Annotated in this window: 24 protein-coding genes; 7 read left to right on the top strand and 17 right to left on the bottom strand. The window is 35.0% G+C overall.

Going from position 1 to position 23,249, the window contains the following annotated elements; all coding sequences use genetic code 11:
* Nucleotides 1-14: 14 nt before the first annotated feature.
* The 16 genes from CEY12_RS17450 to CEY12_RS17375 all read right to left on the bottom strand — a co-directional run bounded on the left by CEY12_RS17450 (nt 15) and on the right by CEY12_RS17375 (nt 13,184).
* The gene (locus tag CEY12_RS17450; RefSeq protein ID WP_089028898.1) at nt 15-860 is read right to left on the bottom strand and encodes an aspartyl protease family protein; all 846 of its coding nucleotides are present in this window, start codon (nt 858-860) and stop codon (nt 15-17) included.
* Nucleotides 861-973: 113 nt separating this feature from the next.
* Entirely contained in the window at nt 974-1,801 is an 828-nt protein-coding gene (locus tag CEY12_RS17445) for an alpha/beta hydrolase (protein WP_089028897.1), read from the bottom strand.
* 15 nt (nt 1,802-1,816) lie between these two features.
* The gene (locus tag CEY12_RS17440; RefSeq protein ID WP_089028896.1) at nt 1,817-2,410 is read right to left on the bottom strand and encodes a transferase hexapeptide repeat family protein; all 594 of its coding nucleotides are present in this window, start codon (nt 2,408-2,410) and stop codon (nt 1,817-1,819) included.
* 103 nt (nt 2,411-2,513) lie between these two features.
* Entirely contained in the window at nt 2,514-3,719 is a 1,206-nt protein-coding gene (pcaF, locus tag CEY12_RS17435) for a 3-oxoadipyl-CoA thiolase (RefSeq protein WP_089028895.1), read from the bottom strand.
* 83 nt (nt 3,720-3,802) lie between these two features.
* The gene (locus CEY12_RS17430; RefSeq protein WP_089028894.1) at nt 3,803-4,216 is read right to left on the bottom strand and encodes a PaaI family thioesterase; all 414 of its coding nucleotides are present in this window, start codon (nt 4,214-4,216) and stop codon (nt 3,803-3,805) included.
* A 2-nt stretch (nt 4,217-4,218) separates the two neighbouring features.
* Nucleotides 4,219-4,533, bottom strand: coding sequence for a hypothetical protein (locus CEY12_RS17425; protein WP_157676845.1), 315 nt, complete (start codon nt 4,531-4,533; stop codon nt 4,219-4,221).
* Nucleotide 4,534: 1 nt separating this feature from the next.
* Nucleotides 4,535-5,668: a 3-hydroxyacyl-CoA dehydrogenase NAD-binding domain-containing protein gene (locus tag CEY12_RS17420; protein WP_089028892.1), complete on the bottom strand. Its 1,134-nt coding sequence runs from the start codon at nt 5,666-5,668 to the stop codon at nt 4,535-4,537.
* 124 nt (nt 5,669-5,792) lie between these two features.
* Complete coding sequence (locus tag CEY12_RS17415; protein WP_089028891.1) at nt 5,793-6,593, bottom strand: enoyl-CoA hydratase/isomerase family protein; 801 nt, start codon at nt 6,591-6,593, stop codon at nt 5,793-5,795.
* Between the two features lie 147 nt (nt 6,594-6,740).
* A complete protein-coding gene (paaD, locus tag CEY12_RS17410; protein ID WP_089028890.1) occupies nt 6,741-7,205 on the bottom strand; it encodes a 1,2-phenylacetyl-CoA epoxidase subunit PaaD in 465 nt (154 codons plus the stop codon).
* Nucleotides 7,206-7,299: 94 nt separating this feature from the next.
* Nucleotides 7,300-8,049 (bottom strand): 1,2-phenylacetyl-CoA epoxidase subunit PaaC, encoded by a 750-nt coding sequence (gene paaC, locus CEY12_RS17405; protein WP_089028889.1) that lies wholly within the window; start codon nt 8,047-8,049, stop codon nt 7,300-7,302.
* A gap of 91 nt (nt 8,050-8,140) precedes the next feature.
* Nucleotides 8,141-8,422 carry a 1,2-phenylacetyl-CoA epoxidase subunit PaaB gene (gene paaB, locus CEY12_RS17400; protein ID WP_089028888.1) on the bottom strand — a complete coding sequence of 94 codons (282 nt, stop codon included), beginning with the start codon at nt 8,420-8,422 and terminating at the stop codon, nt 8,141-8,143.
* A 12-nt stretch (nt 8,423-8,434) separates the two neighbouring features.
* Entirely contained in the window at nt 8,435-9,034 is a 600-nt protein-coding gene (locus tag CEY12_RS17395; RefSeq protein ID WP_089028887.1) for a hypothetical protein, read from the bottom strand.
* Between the two features lie 7 nt (nt 9,035-9,041).
* Nucleotides 9,042-9,980: a 1,2-phenylacetyl-CoA epoxidase subunit PaaA gene (gene paaA / locus CEY12_RS17390; protein WP_089028886.1), complete on the bottom strand. Its 939-nt coding sequence runs from the start codon at nt 9,978-9,980 to the stop codon at nt 9,042-9,044.
* A gap of 75 nt (nt 9,981-10,055) precedes the next feature.
* Nucleotides 10,056-11,141 (bottom strand): 2Fe-2S iron-sulfur cluster-binding protein, encoded by a 1,086-nt coding sequence (locus CEY12_RS17385; RefSeq protein ID WP_089028885.1) that lies wholly within the window; start codon nt 11,139-11,141, stop codon nt 10,056-10,058.
* Nucleotides 11,138-12,457 (bottom strand): phenylacetate--CoA ligase family protein, encoded by a 1,320-nt coding sequence (locus tag CEY12_RS17380; protein ID WP_089028884.1) that lies wholly within the window; start codon nt 12,455-12,457, stop codon nt 11,138-11,140. The genes CEY12_RS17385 and CEY12_RS17380 overlap by 4 nt, the downstream gene beginning before the upstream one ends.
* Nucleotides 12,458-12,569: 112 nt before the next feature.
* Nucleotides 12,570-13,184 carry a TetR/AcrR family transcriptional regulator gene (locus CEY12_RS17375; RefSeq protein WP_228409724.1) on the bottom strand — a complete coding sequence of 205 codons (615 nt, stop codon included), beginning with the start codon at nt 13,182-13,184 and terminating at the stop codon, nt 12,570-12,572.
* 340 nt (nt 13,185-13,524) lie between these two features.
* Between CEY12_RS17375 and clpB the strand changes: the two genes are divergently transcribed.
* Nucleotides 13,525-16,119 (top strand): ATP-dependent chaperone ClpB, encoded by a 2,595-nt coding sequence (gene clpB / locus CEY12_RS17370; RefSeq protein ID WP_089028882.1) that lies wholly within the window; start codon nt 13,525-13,527, stop codon nt 16,117-16,119.
* A 354-nt stretch (nt 16,120-16,473) separates the two neighbouring features.
* On the opposite strand, the gene CEY12_RS17365 is transcribed toward clpB, so the two are convergent.
* Nucleotides 16,474-17,355, bottom strand: a complete 882-nt coding sequence (locus CEY12_RS17365; protein WP_157676844.1) for a hypothetical protein — start codon at nt 17,353-17,355, stop codon at nt 16,474-16,476.
* A 254-nt stretch (nt 17,356-17,609) separates the two neighbouring features.
* On the opposite strand from CEY12_RS17365, the gene CEY12_RS17360 reads away from it, so the two are divergent.
* The 6 genes from CEY12_RS17360 to CEY12_RS17335 all read left to right on the top strand — a co-directional run bounded on the left by CEY12_RS17360 (nt 17,610) and on the right by CEY12_RS17335 (nt 23,206).
* Nucleotides 17,610-18,149 (top strand): hypothetical protein, encoded by a 540-nt coding sequence (locus CEY12_RS17360; protein ID WP_089028880.1) that lies wholly within the window; start codon nt 17,610-17,612, stop codon nt 18,147-18,149.
* 39 nt (nt 18,150-18,188) lie between these two features.
* Nucleotides 18,189-18,836, top strand: coding sequence for a hypothetical protein (locus CEY12_RS17355; RefSeq protein ID WP_089028879.1), 648 nt, complete (start codon nt 18,189-18,191; stop codon nt 18,834-18,836).
* Complete coding sequence (locus tag CEY12_RS17350) at nt 18,815-19,600, top strand: sensor histidine kinase (protein WP_089028878.1); 786 nt, start codon at nt 18,815-18,817, stop codon at nt 19,598-19,600. Before CEY12_RS17355 ends, CEY12_RS17350 begins: the two co-directional genes overlap by 22 nt.
* A complete protein-coding gene (locus tag CEY12_RS17345; RefSeq protein ID WP_089028877.1) occupies nt 19,597-20,235 on the top strand; it encodes a response regulator transcription factor in 639 nt (212 codons plus the stop codon). Before CEY12_RS17350 ends, CEY12_RS17345 begins: the two co-directional genes overlap by 4 nt.
* A 545-nt stretch (nt 20,236-20,780) precedes the next feature.
* Nucleotides 20,781-21,788, top strand: a complete 1,008-nt coding sequence (locus CEY12_RS17340; protein ID WP_089028876.1) for a zinc metalloprotease — start codon at nt 20,781-20,783, stop codon at nt 21,786-21,788.
* A gap of 410 nt (nt 21,789-22,198) precedes the next feature.
* Nucleotides 22,199-23,206: a zinc metalloprotease gene (locus CEY12_RS17335; RefSeq protein ID WP_089028875.1), complete on the top strand. Its 1,008-nt coding sequence runs from the start codon at nt 22,199-22,201 to the stop codon at nt 23,204-23,206.
* Nucleotides 23,207-23,249: the final 43 nt, after the last annotated feature.

Raw genomic sequence — 23,249 nt, 5'->3', positions numbered from 1 at the left:
TAGGTTGGTCTTATTTATTTTATGATATATATTTTCTTATCAGGAATACTGATCGTTATCTTCTTCCCGATCCACTCGATTCCGGTGATCCCCTCATAGATGAGCCCATCTACAAAACGGGCGTTAAGATTTTGAACTTTAGCGAGTCCATTCGCTGTAGAAATCTGAGCAATACTGCCGCTGTACACTTTATTGGATTTTGCATCATTAAAATCACTCTTTGCTTCTGTAATTTTAAAATCAGCTTTATTCAATTTCAAAACATCTAAAAACCGGGAACTAAAACTAAATGCTCCTTTTCCAGATCCTGAATCAAGAGAAACCTGAATCGTAATTTTATCATTTAGCTTGACATTCGTAAAAATATCAATTGCTTTTCCTGCCTGATCAGCAACCTGAATATCAATAGATTTCTTTTTATCGCTATTCTTCAGTTCCCCAAATACCAATTTACTCTTTTCATAATCAATGGTTACGGGTATATTTTGAAACATCTGAAGAGAAATTAACCCATCAATACCAGGAAAATCGACATCAAAGGTACTGTATGTCTGATTCTTAAACTCACTTTTACCTATTACCAAACTTTCAGAATGATAAAGAGGACAATCTATCGCTTCTCCGGTGGCTCTATGTCCAACAAAAAAATTATACGATTCCTTTTTAGAAAGCTTTTTGGCAAATTTATCAAAGTACACATTAAGCCCGGCTCCGGTATCAAAAATAAAGTTTCCTTCTACATTATCCACCTTTACTTTAATCATAATATGCCCATATTCATTAAGGGTAAAGGGTATAGAATTTTGAGCGTATACGATAAAGCTTAAGAATATACTTAAAATTAACAATAGTTTTTTCATGATAAAATACTTGTATAAAATTATTATCTATGATACAACAAAATGCTTTGTAATATTACAGAAGCGACTTCATCTTCCTGAAACTTAAAAGAGATTAATTATTTTCTTCTAAATTATTTTTGTTCTTTGTAAGGAAAGAGTTTTACCAGTCCATCATAAAGGCTTCTATGAAGTATCGTAGCGTGATTATCAGTTTCCATTACCTTGTATTCAACCGTCCAGTTTTTCTTTCCTGCCTGTTTGAGAACATCATATAGAGATGCTGCATCTTTTACCATGACAGGGTGCTCCTCTTTTCCTACCGAAACATAAACGAATTTTTTAGCATCTGCAGATTTTGCAAGGAGCTGTGGTGCCTGCTTTAACAAACTCTCATCATCCCACCACAAACTTGGGCTAATGATAAAATAATTATCAAACATCTCTGGTTTTTTTAGAAGAATTTCTGTTGCTAAAAGTCCTCCAAGAGATTGGCCAAACAAATATTTATCTGTGGTTTTAAATTGGCTTTCCACATATGGTTTTAATTCCTTTTCAAGAAAATTAATAAATCTATCGGAATGCCCTGTTGTAGGATAGTCTTTCTGTAAATCCTTTAAATCAGTATGAAAAGTAAAATCTCTTTTTCTGTCGATATTAGCTATACCTACAACAATAGTCTGTGGCATCGCATACATTTGATTAAAAAATTGTACTAATCCACTCACATGTATAAAATCCTCATTGATGCTTCCATCTAAAAGATAAATTACGGGATAAGCTTTTGTCTTATCATAACCATTAGGAAGATAAATATTTAAGGTTCTATCTTCCTTTAAAACATTGGATTTTAAAGTTCTTATTTCTCCAATGGTAAGAGGTTTTACAGTTGTAGTTTGCGCTATACTTACAAACTTAAAGGTCAGTAAAATACCGCATACTATAAAAATTTTCTTTATCATAATCTACCTTCCTAATTATTTAATGTCCGCCCAAATGCTGTAATCAACAATTTTGGTGGGTGTTTGTTCTACAAATTCAGAGAAAGGTTCACAAGGTAAAATAGCCTCTTTTCCTTCTCTCGCTAATTCCTGATACAATTTTGTTCCTTCCGTCTTCCAGCGTATCATATCATCGGAAACATCACGGATAATCTTTGCGGGACTTCCTACGATCAGCTTTCTGGGTTCAGATATAAAATTCGCAGGAACAAAAGCTAATGCACCAATAATACATTCTTCTCCGATTACCGCTTTGTCCATTACAACGGCATTCATCCCAACAAGACAGTTCTTCCCAATATGTCCGGAATGAATAATTGCTCCATGACCAATATGTGCCGATTCTTCTAAAATGGTTTCAATATTTGGAAATACATGTAGGGTACAATTTTCCTGAACATTAGCACCGTCTTTAATAATTATTTTACCCCAATCCCCCCGGATTACAGCATTGGGACCGATATAAACTTCTTCGCCGATCTCCACATTTCCAATAATCACCGCTTGCGGATGAATATAGGCAGATGGTTTTATAACCGGACGAATTCCATGATATGAGTAGATGTTCATAGTTTTTAATTTAACAATATATCAATGTAACAGTATACCAATTGGGTGCTTCGACTACGCTCAGCATGATAATGGATTGTTACATTGCTACATTTTTAGATTGTTACATTTTTTCAATTACCATTGCATAACCTTGTCCTACACCAATACAAAGGGTACACAAAGCATATTTTTTATCTTGCTTATGAAGTTCCATAGCCGCAGAACCAATAATTCTTGCCCCTGAAACTCCAAGCGGATGTCCGATTGCAATAGCTCCTCCGTTTGGATTCACTCTTGAGTCATCATCTTTTAATCCCAAACTTCTTGTTACTGCTAAAGCTTGTGCAGCAAACGCCTCGTTTAGTTCAATAACATCCATATCTTCTAAAGAAAGATCTAATCTTTTCAGTAATTTTTGAGTAGCTTCTACAGGACCAATTCCCATAATTCTTGGTTCAACCCCAGCTACGGCAGATCCTAAGATCTTAGCTTTTGGCTTTAATCCATATTTTTTAACTGCTTCTTCGCTTGCCAGAATAAGTGCTGCTGCACCATCGTTCATTCCTGAAGCATTTCCTGCTGTTACGGTTCCTTCTTTTCTGAAAGCCGGACGAAGTTTCCCCAACCCTTCTATAGAAGATGTAGGTTTTATGAATTCATCTTTATCGAAAATTTTAGGTTCTCCTTTTTTCTGTGGAATTTCTACTTTCACAATTTCTTCTGCCAGCCTTCCACTTTCCTGAGCTTTTGTAGCCTTCATCTGGGACCATAAAGCAAACCGATCCTGATCTTCTCTATTGATCTGGTGCATATCTGCTAAATTTTCAGCAGTATCTCCCATCCCGTCAACCCCATACAACTCTTTCATTTTAGGGTTGACAAAACGCCATCCAAATGTGGTGTCAAACATCTGACTGTCTCTTCCAAAAGCGGCGCCTGGTTTTGACATTACATAAGGTGAGCGTGTCATATGTTCTACTCCCCCAGCAATATAGATTTCTCCTTCACCGGCAGCAATTGATCTGAATGCATTAGCTACAGCTGACATTCCTGAAGCACACAACCTGTTTACAGTTTCACCTCCAATTTTGTACGGCAATCCAGCTAATAAAAGAGCCATCCTGGCTACGTTACGGTTATCTTCTCCCGCCTGATTAGCACAACCAAAAATAACATCCTCAATTTCTTCTACAGGAACTTCAGGGTTTCTGGCAACAATTTCTTTAATGACTACAGCAGCCAGATCATCCGCCCTAACTTCTGACAAACCTCCCTGTAATTTTGAAATAGGAGTTCTGATATAATCTATGATGTATACGTTTTTCATTTTTATTTTAGATTTTGAGATTTCAGATACCAGATGTCAGACATTTTTAATCTAATATCTGGTATCTGACGTCTGTTATCTTTTTATAATTCTGTTACTTTTTTTCCAATTTTATAAACGGTTCCTACAAATTTTGCAATCAGTTCTTCATTTTGATTGGTAATCTGGATGTCATAGACGGCTGTCTTTCTGGTATCATTTACCAATTTACTTTCTGCTCTGAAAATATCACCTTCTTTTCCCGCTTTGGTAAAATTGATGATACAGTTTAAAGCTACCGCTGCATCCCCGGAATTATTGGACGAAAATGCAAGTGCAGAGTCTGCAAAAGCAAATGTAACTCCCCCGTGAACGGTTTTAAGCCCATTGATCATCTCTTTCCTGATGGGCATTTCTATTAAACAATAATTCTCTTTGACCTCAATCATTCTGATATTCATCCATTGGGAAAAATAATCCTGATTGAGCATATAATCTGCAACTTGTCTTGGATTCATTTTTAATTTGCGCTTGTTATTTCTTCATATAATTCATCGGCCAACTTATCATAAATATCCATTGTTTTACCAAGAATTATTTTTTCATATGAAAAATCTCCGGATTGATACTGAGCATTGAGATCAATCCTATTTTCATTGGCTATCCTTTTTGTAAGCTCTTTATATTGGTCATTGAATTTCCCTAATAATTCAAGTCTTTCCTGATCATCATCAATCGAGGAAAGCTCCTGAATTAAATATTCTTTTGCCATCAAAAGCCTTTGCTCCAGTTCAGACCTGAACAGGTCTAAATCCATTGTATCAGTAGTACTCAAACTATACAAGCTTTTTCAACAAAGGGCTTTGCCTGTATCTTTCTTCCTGATATTCTTCGTAAAGGCCTTGTAAGGTTTCAGATATTTTGGAATAGCCGATTTCTTTTCCCCAACTTAACAATCCTTTCGGATAGTTCACTCCTTTCTGCATTGCCAATTCAATATCCTCATCATTAGCAACCCCTAATCTTTTAGCTTCTACTGCTTCATTGATCAACATTGAAATAATTCTTAGGAAGATCTCCTGATATAAAGTATCATCCTTTTGAGCAACAGGTTTTTCAGCTCCTTCACTATAGTCGAAGAAACCCTTCCCTGTTTTTCTGCCATGAAGCTTAGCTTCAGACATACGTTGTTGTAATAGAGAAGGTTTGTATTTCGGATCATTAAAATAATCCTTATAAACAGTAGTGGTTACAGAGAAGTTTACATCAACCCCAATAAGATCCATCAATTCAAAAGGACCCATTTTAAAGTTTCCTAATGTTCTCATTGCATCATCTACCTGTTCCGGTGTTGCTAAATTCTCTTCAACAATCCTTAAGCCTTCCCCATAGAAAGGGCGTGCAATTCTGTTAACGATAAATCCTGGGATATCTTTAGCAATTACAGGAACTTTTCCCCAGTCTTTCATGAGGTTATACATTTTCTCCGCTAAAGATTTCTCGGTTAGTAAAGAAGGTATAATTTCCACTAAAGGCATTAATGGCGCAGGGTTGAAAAAGTGAATTCCAATAAAACGCTCAGGTTTTTGTAATTCTGCACCAAGAGAGGTGATAGAAATGGATGATGTATTAGAACCTATGACACAATTTTCTGAAACATGACTTTCCAGCTCTGTGAAAACTTTGGTTTTGATTTCTTTGTTTTCTATAATCGCTTCAATGACTAGTTCACAGTCTTTAAAATCCTTTAATTCTGTAGCAATGGAAATATTAGCTAAAATTTCAGTCATTTTCTCTGCCGAAATTTTCTGTTTATCCACCAATTTGGTTAATGTTTTTTCCAAACCTACAGTAGCCATTTCTACCTGTTTTGGATTGGCATCATATACCCAAACTTTGCATCCATTCGTTGCAGCTACTTGTGCGATGCCTATTCCCATAGTTCCGGCACCGATAATTCCTACATTCATTTTTCTTGTACAATGTATTTATGTAAAAAGTATTCATGTAAAAGATGTGAAATTCTAATTTGTTCTTATTAAGAGCTCCCATAGAATCATCAAGACATTTTACATGAATACTTTAATACGAAGTTTATCTTCCTTTATAATCAGGTTTTCTTTTTTGTAAAAAGGCATTTACTCCTTCGATGAAGTCTTCTGTTTCAGCAGCTTCCTGTTGTAGATCACCTTCTAGCTCAAGTTGTTCTTTTAGTGTGTTGGTATATGATTGAGCGAAAGCTTTTTTAGTTAGTTTTAGGGCAGCAGTTGGCATATTGGCCATCTTTTCTAATATTTCCATAGATTTTGGAACAAACTCTTCTTCTGTGAAAACTTCTGCTACCAAACCATGGGCTTTTGATTCTTCCGCGGATAATCTTTTCCCTGTAAATGCCAGGTAATTAGCCAGCTGTCTTCCTAATAATTTAGGTAAGAAGTAAGTTCCTCCAGTATCTGGAATCAATCCTATATTTGAAAATGCCTGAGCAAAATAAGATTTATCAACAGCTAAAACAAAGTCACAAATAAGTGCTAACATAGCACCAGCTCCCACTGCAGGGCCATTTACCAGTGCAATAACAGGTTTTCTGCAATGTGTCACTTCTGTAACCAAAGGATTGTAATAGTCTACGACAATTTTTCTTATGATATCGTTATCATGATGTTCGTTACCCTGTACGAAAGCATCATCTAAATTCTGACCTGAGCAGAATGCTCTTCCTCTTCCGGAAATTGCCACACATCTTACCGTATCATCATTATTACAATCACTAATAAAATCTTTTAAATCTGATAAAGATGGCTTTGTAAGAGCATTCATCGTTTCTGGTTGATTCAGGTAAGCGATTTTGAGTTTTCCGTCAAAATGTGTTTCAATATCAAGTTGTGTATACATAGTTTTTTAATTTATTATTTAACAATGCTCTAATTTAACAATATAAAACAATGTAGCAATGTAGAATAATGTAACAATTAAGCAGTTTTACAATGCAGCAAATAAAATAGCCAATTCAATCCTACAGGCACGTATTTACAGGTCAAATCAATGACATTTAAAATAGTCAAATGGCTCTAAACAGTCTAAGCATTGATAGGAAGCCTTACATAATGTAGATCCGAATCTGCTTATCTGTTTTGAATTCATCGAACCACAGCGTGGACACTTTTTAGGTTTCCCAATATGATGTTCATCTGCTCCTTTTTCGGGAGGTGTAATTCCATAAACACGAAGTTTTTCTCTTGCTTCATCTGTCAACCAATCTGTTGTCCAAATCGGAAACATTTTAGTCACTACTTTTGCATCCCAGCCGTTTTCCTTCATGATCTTCATGATATCTTCTTCAATGGTAAACATAGCAGGGCAGGCAGAATAAGTAGGCGTAATTGTTACCTCAACAGAATTCTCACTGGTAACCTTCGCTTCTCTTACAATACCCAGTTCCACAATATTAATTACCGGAATTTCCGGATCTGGAACCATTTCTAATATTTCTAAAGGATTTTTCATTTATTAATTTGAGAATTAAAAAATTTGAAAATTTGAAAATTAAGGCAGTCCGCCATTTTCAAATTAGCCTATTTTCAAATTAACTCATTTGTTGTTACCAGGTACATCCCGGATAAGCTCTCTGCATATATTGTAATTCACAAAGAATAAATCCAAAATATTCAGTATGATATCCGGTTCTTGATTTTGGCTGCATGAAATGATCTTTCGGGTAGTCTAATCCAAAATCAGCAAAATCCTTTTCTGTAATCGCTATAAATTGCTCGTAAAGATTATCAGTATCAGGAACGATATTCAGAGCTATTAAATCATCCTCACCTTCTGTTTTCGCAAATAATCCTTTTGTATATTCCCAGATATTTTCAATTGCTTTAACCAATCGGGTTTTACTTTCTTCTGTCCCCTGGGCAAAAATTTTCATCCACGATGCAGCATGAGTGTAATGATATCTGACTTCTTTAAAAGATTTCTGAGCAATCGCTGAAAGTTCTTCATCTGTAGAGTTTGACAATGCTTCATACATCAGTTTCTGATACACAGAAAAAATATACACTTTAAGAATTGTCTGTGCATAGTCTTCATTGGGAAGTTCTGTAAGATGCGCATTCAGATATTCATGTTCATATCTTAAAAACGCCAGATCATCTTCACTCTTACCGTTATCGATCACTCTTGAAGCATAAACGTAAAAGTTATTGGCCTGTCCAAGTTCATCCAATGCGATGTTTGTTAATGCAATATCTTCCTCCAAATAAGGACCTTCACCGCACCACGCAGACAAACGCTGTCCCATAATGAAACTGTCGTCTGCTAGTTTTAATAAATAATTATATAATGGGTTCATTGTTTAATAAATTTCAGATTTCAGACACTAGATTTCAGATGTTGACATTAAGTCTGGGGTCTGATATCTCATATCTTCAAATCTATATTAATTACATGTTTTTTACATCATTAGGAATCTCATAGAAAGTCGGGTGACGGTATAGCTTGTCGTCTGCAGGATCAAAGAAAGATTCCTGATCTACCCCTTCTGAAGTCACTATATATTTGCTTGGAACAACCCAAACTGAAGTTCCTTCTTTTCTTCTTGTATAAACGTCCCTTGCATTCTGCAAAGCCATTTCTGCTGTTGGTGCCTGTACTATTCCGGCGTGTTTGTGAGATAAACCTGGTTTAGTCTGAATAAACACTTCCCACATATCTAATTGACTCATTTTTCTTTATTTTTAATCTAACTGAATGTTAAAATTATTTTCAACATATTTTAAAATTTTCATGAAGCTTTCATATTCATCAATTCCTGGAGTATCTTTTAAATAAGATTTAGGATTAGAATAATGAAATTCATTTTCTTTTTTATTCGATTTATATTTTACTGAAAAGCCTACCCCATCTGTAATACTAATTTCACGCGTCAATAATACATATCCATTTTCATCATCATAAACAGCTTTTGATTTAGATGTTTTATAATTAAAATTTTCCTCTTTTGGCAGGTGGCCTATATTCATAGCTTCAATATTTACAAAGGCTTTCTCAAGTATATCTTTGGATTTTAGTTTATTTACCTTGGCTGGAATCATTTCAAACTCATCTTCACTTATCTTTTCAGGTAAAAACCATTGTATAACTTCTGCATTCCACTTATTGTTATTCTCTTGATAAATTCTAAAAATTTTTCCGCTATTTGTAATTCCATTATCTACATAAATTCTTATTTCTCTTTCATTTTCTATTTTAGAAGAAAGGTTTGCAAGTTTGTTTAGATCCTGTCCTTTAAAAAAGGAAATACTTAAGAAAAATAGTAATTGAAATAAAACTCTCACTAATTTCCTATATTACTTCTTTTCCTTGTTTCTCTGCAAAAGCTGCCGCCGCTTCTTTTACCCAAAGGTTTTCCTGCTGCGCTTTTACTTTTGTCTGTAATCTTTTCTTATTACAAGGCCCGTTTCCTTTTAAAATGGTCATGAACTCATCCCATGGAAGCTCTCCGAAATCATAATGACCTCTTTCTTCATTCCATTTCAAGTCTTTATCCGGAACCGTTAATCCTAAGAATTCAGCCTGAGAAACGGTAACGTCAATAAATCTCTGACGAAGACTGTCGTTACTCTCGCGCTTTACTCTATAGTTCATTGAAATTTTAGAGTTGGGTGAGCTGTCATCATTAGGTCCAAACATCATTAGAGCTGGCCACCAGAAACGATTTAACGAAGCCTGAGCCATTTCTTTCTGTTGTTTCGTTCCACGGCAAAGAGCCATCAGGATTTCGTACCCTTGTCTTTGGTGAAAAGATTCTTCTTTACAGATCTTCACCATTGCTCTGGAATAAGGACCATAGGAATTCCCCATTAGCATTACCTGATTCATAATAGCAGCACCATCTACCAACCAGCCGATTGCTCCGATATCTGCCCAGCTTAATGTAGGGTAGTTGAAAATACTTGAATATTTCGCTTTCCCTTCAAGCATATCATCATATGTAGCATCTCTATCAGCTCTGATCGTTCCGTTTCCTAAAGTTTCGGTAGCAGAATACAAGTACAAACCATGTCCTGCTTCATCCTGAACTTTAGCCAACAAAGCCATTTTTCTTCTCAATGAAGGAGCTCTGGAGATCCAGTTAGCTTCCGGTAACATTCCCACAATTTCAGAATGGGCATGCTGTGATATCTGACGAACCAATAGTTTTCTGTAATCATCAGGCATCACATCTTTTGGTTCTACTTTATTTTCTTCGTGAACGTATTGAACAAATTTTTCTAAGTCCATATCTTTTATTTTTTGTAAAATGTAAAAAGTATTAATGTATTCATGAATACATTTTACAATGAATCAATAATACAATTAAACGTCGTAATTAAGCATCACCACATTGGTAGTTGGGTGACATTGGCAAGTAAGAACAAATCCTCTTGCTACCTCGTCTTCGGTAAGCGCAAAGTTTTTCTCCATGAAAACTTCTCCTTCCAGAACCTCTGCCTTACACGTACAGCACACTCCTCCTTTACAAGCAAACGGTACAGGAAGATTGTCTTTCAATGCTTTATCTAAGATACTCTCTTTTTTAGAATTAAGGTGGAACGAATATTCATCATCATCAATAATTACCGTTACCATACTTTCAATATTGGCAATAGCTTTGAATTCATCGCTCATTTCCTCAGAATTTTCATCATCCGGAGCCGTAAAGTATTCAAATAAAACCTGAATAGCAGGTACTTTTTTCTCCTTCTTTAGATAATCAGAAATTCCTTTGATCATCTCGGCAGGTCCACAAATGAAAAAGGTAGATTCTTTTACATCGATGTCCGTATATCTTTCAAATAAATGATCTAATTTTTCAGGAGAAATTCTACCTTCAAAAATAGGATCTTCATGTTTTTCACGGCTTACCAGATAAACAACGTTTAGCCTTCCTTTGAAATGCTCAACCAGTTTATCGATTTCACCTTTTTTCATAACATGATTCATGCTTCTGTTGCTATAGAACAGGTAAGCTTTGCTGTCAGGTTCCTGATAAAGGCTTTCTTTAATATTGGAAAGAACCGGACTTATTCCACTTCCTGCCGCTAAACCAACATATGTTTTGGTATTCGTTGGGTGATAGCTTGTATTGAATCCTCCCATTGGTGGCATCACCTCCAAGAGTTCATCCATATGAAGATGCTCATTAAAATATCCAGAAACTTTTCCTCCTTCTAAAAGTTTTACCAATACTTCTAATGTATTGCTTTTTTCACTTGGAGCATTACAGATAGAATAAGAACGTCTCTCCTCGTTTCCGTCGATCATCATTCGGAAGTTAAGGTATTGTCCCTGCTTAAACCTGAATTTATCTTTTAGCTCATCAGGAATTTCCACTGCAACATTTACAGCTTCATCAGTATCTTTCTGAACTTTTACAGTTTTTAGTTTATAAAATGAATTCATTTTTTCTTAAGTATTCTATTAATTTTTCCACCCTCGCATTTCGGCAAGCTGTCCTGAGTATGAATTTTAACCTTCGTGGTTATCCCTACTCTTTTCTTTATTTCGTTTTCTATATTTTTTCCAAAGTTCCCGACAAAAATAAGATAATCATCGGTATTTATTTCAAGTTGTTGAGATTTAACAAAATCATCATCTATTTCGAGATCAATATCCAAGGCTACACACATCTGTTCTTTTTCAATGGGCGTGAGATAATAGTTGGGAACTACTCCTTCTACGTGTGAAAAAGCTTCTTCGATCTGGCTTGGATAAACATTCACTCCTCTTACAATCAGCATATCATCTGCTCTTCCCAGAAGGGGTCTCATTTTCACCATTCCTCTTTTTCCATTCTCATCATAATAAAGACTTGTAATATCATTCGTCCAATATCTTAAAAGAGGCATTGCTTTTTTCGTTAAGGTAGTAATGACTAAAACTCCTTCCTCTCCAAAAGGAACCGGTTCTTTTGTAACGGGATCTAAAATTTCCGGATAAAAGTGGTCTTCCCAAATGTAAGATCCTCCTTTCTCTTCAAAATCTTCCATCGACACTCCCGGTCCGATAATTTCACTTAAACCGTAGATATTCGTTGCATGAACACCTAGTCTTTCTTCAATATGGTGTCTTATAATCTCCGTCCAGGGTTCAGAACCCAGAACGGCATATTTTAAACTAATCTCATCTGCTGAAATCCCCCGTTTAGAAAATTCATCAGCAATTGTCAGTGCATAAGATGGCGAACAACAAATCACTTCGGGTTTAAAATCCATAATGAGATCGACTTGTCTTGTTGTCATCCCTCCCGAAATGGGAAGAACACTCATCCCTAACTTTTCAGCTCCATAATGAAGTCCTAATCCACCTGTAAAGATCCCATATCCGTAAGCATTATGCAATTGCATTCCCGGTTTTGCGCCTGCTGCGTTCAATGATCTTGCAACCACTTCACTGAAGAGATCCACATCTTCTTTAGTATATCCTACAACAGTTGGCTTTCCAGTAGTTCCACTTGAGCAATGAATTCGTTGAAGTTCATGCTTTGGAACCGTAAATAATCCGAACGGATAATTATCTCTTAAATCCTGTTTGTACGTAATGGGTAGCTTTGTGACATCTGCAATTGACCTTATCTCCTTAGAGTTTACTCCTACTTCATCAAATTTCCTTTTATAAAAATCCGATTTATCCTCAAGATAATTGACCAAATTCACCAATCTCTCGGACTGGAGCTGTCTCAACTGGTCAAGCTTCAAATATTCAACTTCAAAATCCATAAAAACTAACTAACATTTGTTAGGTGTAAATTTAAAAAGATTTTGGGAGCTGACAAAATTTTTATGATTTTCGTCATATTTTGAATAGTTCTAAATAATCAGGATGTAAAAATTAATTACTTTTTTGATTACCCAAAAGCCCGAACAGTATTTTATTTCTGATCTCGTCGGTAATTTCTGTGGTAGATTCTGTATTTCTTTTGAACCAGAAATAAGAGTTATTTAAAGTATGAAGAATGAATCTCGTTGTAAAAACAGATGATTTTAATTCCCAGTTTTCAGCTTTATAAATGGCTGAAATTAATTGCTCAACTTCTTGCTGATACTTCTTTCTCAATTCCACAAATTCAGGAAGTCTTTCTTCAAGGTGCTTCCATTCATTAGAATAAATATGGGTAACATCGGGATTTTTAAGAACAACCGATAAATGTTTGTCAATAAACAAATTGAGCTTATCTTTTGGATCAATATCTGTGTTCTGTACTTCCTGAAGTTCTATAAAGAAATCCTGTGCAATTCCAAAGCAGATCCACTCAAGAATCTCTTCTTTTGACCGAATGTGGGCATACAGGGAAGCTGCCTTTATATTCAACTGGGTTGCTAAGTCTCTCACAGAGCTGCCCATATAACCTTTCTCTTTGAAAAGCTGAACGGCCTCGTCTAAAATTTTTCTTTGTTTTTCTTTAAGTTCCATCAGTAAAATACAAAAGTAACTTTTTTGATCCAATCTGTCGTTTTTTGGGTTATAAAAGTTTCATTTACTCCTTTTAACCCTACTTGGAAATTATTGAAGATGTCAAAATTTACAACTGGATTTCAAAAAATGGAAATTTTGTCTAGTGAAACCCTTACCCAAAATACAATATTCGGAAATTTTGTCCTAAAAATTTGAAAATTCAATAATTGAACAATTTTTGCGATATGCTAGTCGAATTAAATGATTAAAATTAGATGAAGGCATCAGACTTTAGATAAAGATTTTAAAATTTATTTTAATTCGAAGTCTTATGGTCTGAAATCTGATGTCTGAAATCTAAAATCCAAAACTCAACCCAAAAATATAAAATATGAACTTAAATCAATATACTGTAAAATCACAAGAAGCCATCCAGGCAGCACAACAAGTTGCTATGGAATTAGGCAATCAAAGCATAGAACCACAACATCTTTTGGAAGGTATTTTCCAGGTAGATGAAAACATTTCACCATTTTTACTGAAAAAGTCTGAAGCAGACGCCACCCTAGTAAGAGAACGTAACCGGGAAAACCTGGAAAGACTTCCCAAAGTTCAGGGGGGCAATATATACCTATCACAATCTGCCAATAAAGTTTTATTGGATGCACCCAATATCGCAAAAAAGATGGGTGATGAATTTGTGACCATTGAGCATTTATGGTTATCTCTTTTAGATACATCTTCGGAGGTTTCTAAAATGTTAAAAGATATGGGTGTAACCAAAAGCCTGTTGGAAGGAGCTATAAAAGAATTAAGAAAAGGAAGCAAGGCAAACTCTGCAAGTTCAGAGGAGACTTATCAAGCCTTAAACAAATATGCTAAAAACTTTAATGAATTAGCAGCCGAAGGAAAATTGGATCCGGTAATCGGACGTGATGAAGAGATCCGTCGTGTATTACAAATCCTTTCGAGAAGAACTAAAAATAATCCGATCCTTATAGGTGAGCCGGGGGTTGGTAAGACAGCTATCGCAGAAGGAATTGCTCATCGTATTATTTCCGGCGATATTCCTGAAAACCTAATGGATAAAACATTGTATTCATTGGATATGGGAGCACTGATCGCGGGTGCAAAATATAAAGGAGAATTTGAAGAACGTTTAAAATCAGTAGTTAATGAGGTGATTAAGTCCGACGGACAGATCATTCTTTTCATCGATGAGATCCATACTTTGGTAGGAGCAGGAGGTGGAGAGGGCGCTATGGATGCCGCTAATATCCTTAAACCTGCATTGGCAAGAGGAGAATTAAGAGCAATCGGAGCAACTACATTAAATGAGTATCAAAAATATTTTGAAAAAGATAAGGCTCTTGAAAGACGTTTCCAAAAAGTAATGGTGGAAGAGCCAGATACAGAATCTGCAATTTCTATTCTCAGGGGTATTAAGGACAAATATGAAGCGCATCATAAAGTAAGAATCAAAGACGAAGCAATTATCGCTGCCGTTGAAATGTCTCAGAGATATATCTCAGACCGATTTTTACCGGATAAAGCCATCGACCTTATTGACGAAGCATCCGCAAAATTGAGAATGGAGATCAATTCCAAACCGGAAGAACTGGATGTTCTGGATAGAAAGCTGATGCAGATGGAAATCGAATTGGCTGCGATTTCAAGAGAAGGTAACCAAACTAAAATAGACCATTTAAAAGAAGATATCTCAAAAATTTCTGAACAAAGAAATGAGATCAACGCAAAATGGTTGAAAGAAAAACAAAAAAGCGAAGATCTTACGCAGATCAAAAAAGACATAGAATCTTTAAAGCTAGAGGCTGAAAGAGCTTCCAGAGCCGGAGATTATGCTAAAGTAGCAGAAATCCAGTATGGAAAAATAAAAGAGAAAGAGGATGCTTTGCAGAAACTTGAATTGGAAATGCAAAATCATCAGAATGAGCTGATCAAAGAGGAAGTAACATCAGAAAATATCTCAGAAGTCATTGGAAAATGGACAGGAATTCCGGTTACTAAACTTTTACAGTCTGAAAGAGAAAAATTATTACATCTTGAAACAGAACTTCATCATAGAGTTGTTGGTCAGGACGAAGCTATACAAGCTGTCGCAGATGCGATCAGAAGAAACAGGGCTGGGTTAAGTGACGAGAAAAAGCCAATCGGTTCATTTCTTTTCCTGGGAACAACCGGAGTAGGTAAAACGGAATTAGCCAAAGCATTGGCTGAGTTTCTATTCGACGATGAAAATAATATGACCAGAATTGATATGAGTGAATATCAGGAACGTCACTCTGTCTCAAGATTGGTAGGTGCCCCTCCGGGATATGTAGGATATGATGAAGGTGGACAGCTGACAGAAGCTGTAAGAAGAAGACCTTATTCAGTTGTTCTTTTGGATGAAATTGAAAAAGCACATCCAGACGTTTTCAATACCCTGTTGCAGGTTCTTGATGATGGCCGTTTAACGGATAATAAAGGACGTGTTGTCAATTTTAAAAATTCAATCATCATTATGACCTCGAATTTAGGTTCACACTTAATTCAGGAGAATTTTGAAAATATCACTGAAGAGAATCAGGACCAGATCGTAGATAAAACAAAAGATGAAGTTTTTGATTTATTGAAACAAACTTTACGTCCGGAATTCTTAAACAGAATTGATGAGATCGTATTGTTCCAGCCATTGAGGAAAAAAGAAATTGGAAAAATCGTTCAGTATCAATTGAGAGGTTTCAATGATATGCTCGCTAAACGAAACATTATCATGACAGCTACTCAGGATGCCGTAGATTATCTGATGAATAAAGGATATGATCCTGCTTTTGGAGCGAGACCTTTAAAAAGGGTAATTCAACAGGAAGTTCTAAATAAACTGTCAAGAGAAATTCTGGCAGGAACTGTAAATGATGGTGATAGAATCACTTTAGATTATTTCGATGAAACAGGACTGGTTTTCAGACCAGCAGAAAAATAAAGTAGTTTTTTTCATATATATTATTTTTGTGGTAAGTGCTGTAGACCAAATCTATAGCACTTATTTTTTATTACTAAATAAGTCACCATGTGAATACTTATTCATACATTTATCCTTACCAAATTTTTTAGTAATTAAAACAAAGACTATTATGAAAAAGTTAAAAAGAAATGATTTAAAGAAAATTGTGGGAGCGGGCCCTGCACCAATTTATTGTGATCTCGGAGGCGGATGCCCACCAGGATTATGCTGTACCGCAGACAATACATGTAAAGACATCAGGAGATACCCATGTGTCTAAAAAATAAAAGGTGAGAATAAATTCTCACCTTTTTTATTTCATCTTAATTTATTTTATTTAAGTGCAGAAAGGGTATTAAGAGGATTCCCTGCCATATCTTTCATATTATTCCCTCTAGGAAATGCCGTGAAATAAATACACTGATCTCCTGCCTTTTGCTTTCCTTTAGCCGACACATCTGAACCGAAGCTGTTCTGTCCTATATTGATTGAAATATTTATATCGGTAATTCCTTTCAAATTAGCCTGCTCTTTTACATACTGAAGATAATCTCTTAATACGTTGACACTGTAAAAGTATTGTCGTTGTACTTCAACCCCTTCTGCATTCAATGTCTTTTCATTATTAAAAGTATAGGTATTATACAAAAGCATTGCGGCCTCATCTGTAATTACATAATTTTCAAAATTCTTATCCAACAGCTCTTTATCATAGGATGTTGCATCTGGTGGAATAAGATTTCCATGATTCAGAGCTTCTACTGCGTTATTTACTGAAATAGTATCGCTTGTATTTTTATATGCCATTAAGAACATGGTTTGATATCCTTCATAATCTTGTCTCTGGCGACTATCTATTAATTGATCAAGAGGATACTGTCCTACATTGACACCAATTAATGCATCTTCACCTACTTTTCCGATCACATAATCTACATAGGAACTCAACACTTCTATTGGATAGATTACTTGTTTTGCATCTTCTCCGGATAATCCCCTAGCTGTTCTACCGCCAGACAATAAATGATAGTTGTTAGCCATATAAATGTCTCCAAGTGATTGCGCAGTTTTACTATTGATCAATTGATCTTTGTAATTTTGAGAAATCATTTTATTTTTAGACAAATCATTTTCACTATCACCATTACATGACTGAAATAACACCCAAACCGACAAAAGGCCTAAAAAGGCTACGCTAAAAATTTTTGTTTTCAAAATTATTTTTTTAGAATAGTAAATATATCCAATTCTGTAGAATTAAATGTAATAATTCATTATTTTAACAAAAAAAATAATATAATTAACATAAAGTTTAAATATCACATTTTCAGTAAAAATACCATTTTATACATCGAAAGAATACAATCCGTAAAATCACGGAGAACATATAGGAAAAACACCTGTTAATTAAATTAAAATTTTTCCGAGATTTGCATTACTAACTAACAATGTGTTTAAAAACTAACATTATGGAAACAAAACCTACCCTTGAAGGTGACACTGCCACATTAAGCAGTCCAAACACCATGACAACTGCATTTATTCAGGAACTGATTAACAACTACCGTAATAATCAATTAGAAGCTATTAATTCAAATCTTGAAATGAGTGATGCACACTCTATCTGGTTTGACCTACCTAAATTGAAAAAGTTTATTTCAACCCTTGAAGAAGAAGCTAAAAAAGTAAATCCTACCACAACTGAAAATGATCTGGGCATCAGATTCTACTATGCAGCTTATCCAAAAGCTGAAAACTGGGAAATCATGGAAAACCATACCGTACCAAAAGAATATGCAGAAAGACATACACTGGTAATGGTTCCTACAATGAAAAAGCAGGATGAAAAGGGCCACTTTTTAGACTATGATTTTAATCCGAATTCTAATGGACAAGCTATTGCAATGGCCTTAAAATCACGTAGTGCAGAACCTACTGAAGAAGAAGGACTAGCTCAAAATCACGGAAATCTAATTCCACCGGATGGCGTTAAAATAGAATCATACTAGAAATTCCTCTTACAATTTATTTAAATAACACTAAGCACGATGACTGATTTCCAAAAAGTGATACAAGAATCTATGTTCTGGATAGAGGGGCTTGCAGCACTTATATCTATTTTATCATATAAGCAAATTAAAAATCAATATTGGAAATATTTCATGTATTTTTTAATCTTTATTTTTCTTTGTGAAGCCATAGGAAAATGGGGTGATCAAATCATGCAATACAATAAAGCTGCTTTTTACAATTATTTTGTCATCCCTGTTCAGTTTATATTCTTTTACTGGCTGTATGCAGCGAAGTCTTTTGAAAACAAGAAGCTATTCACTGTTTTATCATTAGTCTATCTGCTTTCATTCATCCCAAGCGAAATTCTTTTTTCCACCAATAAGATCATGTTCTCAGTAAATTATACCCTGGGCTGTCTTATACTCATGATTCTCGTGGTAATGGAATATTATAAGCAGATCAACTCTTCGAGCATTCTTGATTTTGGCAAAAACAGGATGTTTTATATTAATCTTGGTGTCACTTTATTTTATATTGGAACTTTGCCATTTTGGACATTTTTGACCTTAATCAGGGAGTACCGGGGAATCTTCAATATTTATTTTGACTATTTCCTGATATCAGGGATTATCATGTACTTATTATTCTCAATTTCATTTATATGGGGAAAACAGAGCTCTTAATAACCATTATTTTATTCAATATATTCTTTGTACTGTTTGTAGCAGCCGTAATGGTTTACATCAGAAAATATAAACAACGAAAAAAAGAGTATTTGATTGAAATTGAAATAAAAAATGAAATTCATCAAAAAGAACTTCTGGCTACACAATTGGAAATTCAGCAGGCAACCATGCAGCAGATTGGACGTGAGCTCCATGATAATATCGGACAAAAATTAACATTGGTAAGTCTCTATACTCAACAACTTCTTTACGAAAATAAGGTTTCTGAAGTAAACGAGCGAATAGAACAAGTTTCACAGATTATCAACCAGTCTTTACAGGATTTAAGGAGTCTTTCGAAAACACTGACTGATGACAATATCAACCAAAAGGAAATTGTAACTTTAATCCAGGAAGAAGTAGACAATACCAATGCTTTCAAAAGATGCAATGTAAGCTTCACTTATAATTTCAATCAACTTGATTTAGGGTTTGTCCATAAAAATGTACTCCTGCGGATTACCCAGGAATTTATTCAAAACAGCATCAAGCATGCTAAGTGCAAGAATATTCTGATCAACCTAAACACATCTGATGAAGTTCTTTGGGAGCTAAATATTAAAGATGACGGTATTGGATTTGACAGGTCCAATATAAGATCGAATGGAATAGGATTAACAAATATGAAAAACAGAGCCGAAATCATTGGAGCAGATTTCACCCTGGAAAGTTTAAAAAACAAAGGGACTACCGTTAATATCACTTTAAAAAAACAGCCATGAAAAAGACAATTGTTATCGTAGACGACCACGTCCTAATCGCAAAAGCGCTGGAGGGCATCATAGATAATTTTAAAGATTTTGAAGTAATTTACGTCTGTGAAAATGGAAAGGATATGATCCAGAAATTCGAAAATAACAGTAAAATTCCTGATATTATATTATTGGACATTAGTATGCCTATTATGGATGGTTTCGAAACTGTTCTTTGGCTTAAGGAAAACCATCCTGATATTAAGGTGATGGCTTTGAGCATGCAGGGAGATGATAAAAGTGTAATTAAAATGATCAAAAACGGAGCAAAAGGCTATCTTTTAAAAAACACGCATCCAAAAGATCTTGAAACAGCCCTTGTAAAGTTAAATACGGAAGGTTTCTTTTATCCTGAATGGGCATCCCGCATTATATTTTCTAACTTAAATAGCGAAAAAGAAGCCAAGGACAGTGTCAGGATTTCTGACCGTGAAAAGGAGTTTTTAAAATATACTGTAACTGAACTCAGTTATAAAGAGATTGCAGACAAGATGTGCTGCAGCCCAAGAACAGTGGAAAGTTACAGGGATCAGCTTTGTGAAAAGTTAGATCTAAAAACCCGGGTAGGCCTGGCCGTTTTCGCAATGAAAAATGGATTCGATTAAGTTTCTTAAACCTTTACAAAATAGATAACATCAGAAAAGTACATACTTCTCTATGCATCCAAAGGCAACTTAACAGATTACTATTTTTTTCAATATGATATAAAAAAATCCCTTTCTGAAATCAGAAAGGGATTTTTCAGCATATGAATCACGTTACATTCAAGTAAAAAACAAATCCACTAAAATACACTTAATGCTTGTTTTATTTTTACAAAATAAATAATTGAATTTATTTTATTCGTTATAAACGTTATTAAAATTAATATAATAAACAAGAGATGTAATTTATTAATTATTCAATAAAAATAACAATTCATTACATAATTACAATACAGTATTTTAAATACACATGGAAATTGTATAAATAATAAAAACACGCAAAAACAGCTCAGGCAACATATAAAATCATAAAAAACAAAACGAAGATTTAAATATTTAATTACAAAAACATAAAAATAAGTATCAATACATAAATGACCACCTTGTGAAATAGTTCAAAATACTATATTTTCGTTTTTCCACAAAATATATAAATATTGAAATTTATGAAAAAACTACTATTTGGAGTCCTTACCTTAGGATTCCTATCCGCTTGTAATAGCGACAATCTATCCAGCCAAAATGAAGGCCAACTAAACAATCCCGAGTCTTCATCAAATCTAACTGGCAAGAGAGTTTGCCCATCAGACAAAATGAGGGATAAAATACTGAGCACAGATCCTGAAGCAAGAGCAAGGGTAACTGCGATTGAAGAATACACTTCAAAGCACATCAACGACATCAAAGTAGGCAAAGTACTTGCTGATGGTACAGTAGAAATTCCTGTTGTATTCAATGTTGTTTATAAAACCAGCGCCGACAATGTATCTGACGCAAGACTACAGGCGCAGATCAATGTCCTGAATAAAGATTATGGAGCAACCAATTCGGACGTCAACAACACTCCTTCAGAATTCGTCCCAGTAAAAGCAGGAGACACTAAAATACGATTCAGATTAGAGAAAATCGTTAGAAAACAAAGCAATACAAGCGTATGGAATCCTGATGAAAATAAAATGAAATCTGCAAGCACAGGTATTGCAGCCACTTCACCTGACAACTATTTAAATATATGGATCGTGAACAAAATGACAGATGATACATTGGGCTATGCGTATTATCCAGGAACAATCTCTTCTTCATTAGATGGAGTTGTAATAGGTGCTCCTTTTATAGGAACTGGAGCCGGAACTTCGGCACCATTTAATCAAGGAAGAACTGCAACTCACGAAGTTGGTCACTATCTTAATCTGCCGCATCTTTGGGGCTCTTCCGATGCTGGCTGTCAGACAGATTATTCAAACGACACTCCAGCTTCACCTGGTCCAAACTTCGGGACACCTTCTTATCCACTTAACAGAGTATGCGGTGGTGTAAGCCGTTCTCAAATTTTCATGAACTACATGGATTACGTTGATGACGCAGCAATGTTTATGTTTACAGCTAATCAAAAAACAAGAATGCAAGCTGTAGTATCAGCCTCTGGACCTAGATCAGGACTGAGACTTTACTAGAGTTTTTTTATAATATTAGAAAGACCTTTCTCATTCTTGAGAAAGGTCTTTTTCTTTTAAAAAATTAAGAGTCATATTATATTTACACATTTCACTATTTCACAGACTTATATTTAATTTAATGATATCGACATGAGACAATTTTAATTTACGAAGTATGCAATGAATAGCAATTTTCATTACATAATTATTCGAAAAACATGAAATAAAACATGGAAATTATAGAAATACAGAAAACACATAAAAACAGCATCAATAGAGCTAAAATAGATAAAAAATGAAACACATATCTAAATTAATGAATACAAAAAATCAGAAATCATTATCAATTTACAAAAAACCGAATCTTGCAAACTAGCCCAAAATACTATAATTTAGTTTTTCCACAAACTATATAAATATTGAAATCTATGAAAAAACTAGCATTCGGAATCCTTGCACTAGGGTTTATGTCAGCTTGTAACAGCGACAATGTTTCCAATCAGAGTGAAGATGCAGCAAACAAATCAGCCACTTCTTCAGATTTAAATGGCAAAAGATTCTGTCCTTCAGAAGAAATCAGAAAACAAGCGCTTCAAAGCAACCCTGAGCTCAGACAAAAGTATGCAACTATTGAGGCGAATACAGAAAAATTAGCCAATGACATTAAACTTGGAAAAGTTCTTGCGGACGGAACAGTTGAAATACCTGTGGTAGTGAATGTACTATACAACACTGCAGCTCAAAATGTTTCTGATGCCAGAATCGCAGAACAGATTGCAGTCCTTAACGCTGACTATGGAGGCTCAAACAGTGATATTACAAAAATACCTACAGAGTTTCAATCCGTAAAATCCGGTGATGTAAAAGTAAGATTTAAATTATCAAATACAGTTAGAAAATCCACAACGAAGACAAGCTGGAGTGCTAATGACGCGATGAAAAAAACGTCTACAGGAGGTATCAATGCAACCAACCCTACCAACTATTTAAATATCTGGGTGGTAGGCAGTATGCCAAGCAGCCAGGGACAAATTCTTGGATATGCTACTTTCCCGGAATCTGCAGGGTTATGGAATGACGGCGTTGTTATTGCTGCTCCATTTTTTGGAAAGACAGGCGCTTCCTCTCCCTTCAACCTTGGAAGAACAGCAACTCACGAAGTGGGACATTATTTAAATCTAAGACACATCTGGGGAGATGCTAATTGCGGAAATGACCTTGTAGCTGATACCCCTACACAGACTACAGCCAGCAGTGGCAAACCAACCTACCCTAAGTACAATACATGCAGTGGTGTATCTAGATCAATTATGTTTATGAACTATATGGATTATGTAGACGATGCTGCCATGTTCATGTTTTCAGCCGGACAAAGAACAAGAATGCAGGCTGTTGTCACCTCATCTGGTCCAAGAGCAGGTTTAAGAGTTTTATAAAATTTTTTATATGTTAAAAAATCCTTTCACAAAATTGTGAAAG

Origin of the sequence: Chryseobacterium sp. T16E-39 (assembly GCF_002216065.1) — a bacterium.
GTDB lineage: Bacteria > Bacteroidota > Bacteroidia > Flavobacteriales > Weeksellaceae > Chryseobacterium.
Note: the sequence above shows the minus strand (reverse complement) of the source record. Positions and strands in the feature narration are given on the sequence as shown.

Bases quoted from the DNA above. Each gene is read 5' to 3' on its own strand.
- CEY12_RS17450 (WP_089028898.1), bottom strand. From the start codon at position 860: ATGAAAAAACTATTGTTAATTTTAAGTATATTCTTAAGCTTTATCGTA.
- CEY12_RS17445 (WP_089028897.1), bottom strand. From the start codon at position 1,801: ATGATAAAGAAAATTTTTATAGTATGCGGTATTTTACTGACCTTTAAG.
- CEY12_RS17440 (WP_089028896.1), bottom strand. From the start codon at position 2,410: ATGAACATCTACTCATATCATGGAATTCGTCCGGTTATAAAACCATCT.
- pcaF (WP_089028895.1), bottom strand. From the start codon at position 3,719: ATGAAAAACGTATACATCATAGATTATATCAGAACTCCTATTTCAAAA.
- CEY12_RS17430 (WP_089028894.1), bottom strand. From the start codon at position 4,216: ATGAATCCAAGACAAGTTGCAGATTATATGCTCAATCAGGATTATTTT.
- CEY12_RS17420 (WP_089028892.1), bottom strand. From the start codon at position 5,668: ATGAATGTAGGAATTATCGGTGCCGGAACTATGGGAATAGGCATCGCA.
- CEY12_RS17415 (WP_089028891.1), bottom strand. From the start codon at position 6,593: ATGTATACACAACTTGATATTGAAACACATTTTGACGGAAAACTCAAA.
- paaD (WP_089028890.1), bottom strand. From the start codon at position 7,205: ATGAAAAATCCTTTAGAAATATTAGAAATGGTTCCAGATCCGGAAATT.
- paaC (WP_089028889.1), bottom strand. From the start codon at position 8,049: ATGAACCCATTATATAATTATTTATTAAAACTAGCAGACGACAGTTTC.
- paaB (WP_089028888.1), bottom strand. From the start codon at position 8,422: ATGAGTCAATTAGATATGTGGGAAGTGTTTATTCAGACTAAACCAGGT.
- paaA (WP_089028886.1), bottom strand. From the start codon at position 9,980: ATGGACTTAGAAAAATTTGTTCAATACGTTCACGAAGAAAATAAAGTA.
- CEY12_RS17385 (WP_089028885.1), bottom strand. From the start codon at position 11,141: ATGAATTCATTTTATAAACTAAAAACTGTAAAAGTTCAGAAAGATACT.
- CEY12_RS17380 (WP_089028884.1), bottom strand. From the start codon at position 12,457: ATGGATTTTGAAGTTGAATATTTGAAGCTTGACCAGTTGAGACAGCTC.
- clpB (WP_089028882.1), top strand. From the start codon at position 13,525: ATGAACTTAAATCAATATACTGTAAAATCACAAGAAGCCATCCAGGCA.
- CEY12_RS17360 (WP_089028880.1), top strand. From the start codon at position 17,610: ATGGAAACAAAACCTACCCTTGAAGGTGACACTGCCACATTAAGCAGT.
- CEY12_RS17355 (WP_089028879.1), top strand. From the start codon at position 18,189: ATGACTGATTTCCAAAAAGTGATACAAGAATCTATGTTCTGGATAGAG.
- CEY12_RS17350 (WP_089028878.1), top strand. From the start codon at position 18,815: ATGGGGAAAACAGAGCTCTTAATAACCATTATTTTATTCAATATATTC.
- CEY12_RS17345 (WP_089028877.1), top strand. From the start codon at position 19,597: ATGAAAAAGACAATTGTTATCGTAGACGACCACGTCCTAATCGCAAAA.
- CEY12_RS17340 (WP_089028876.1), top strand. From the start codon at position 20,781: ATGAAAAAACTACTATTTGGAGTCCTTACCTTAGGATTCCTATCCGCT.
- CEY12_RS17335 (WP_089028875.1), top strand. From the start codon at position 22,199: ATGAAAAAACTAGCATTCGGAATCCTTGCACTAGGGTTTATGTCAGCT.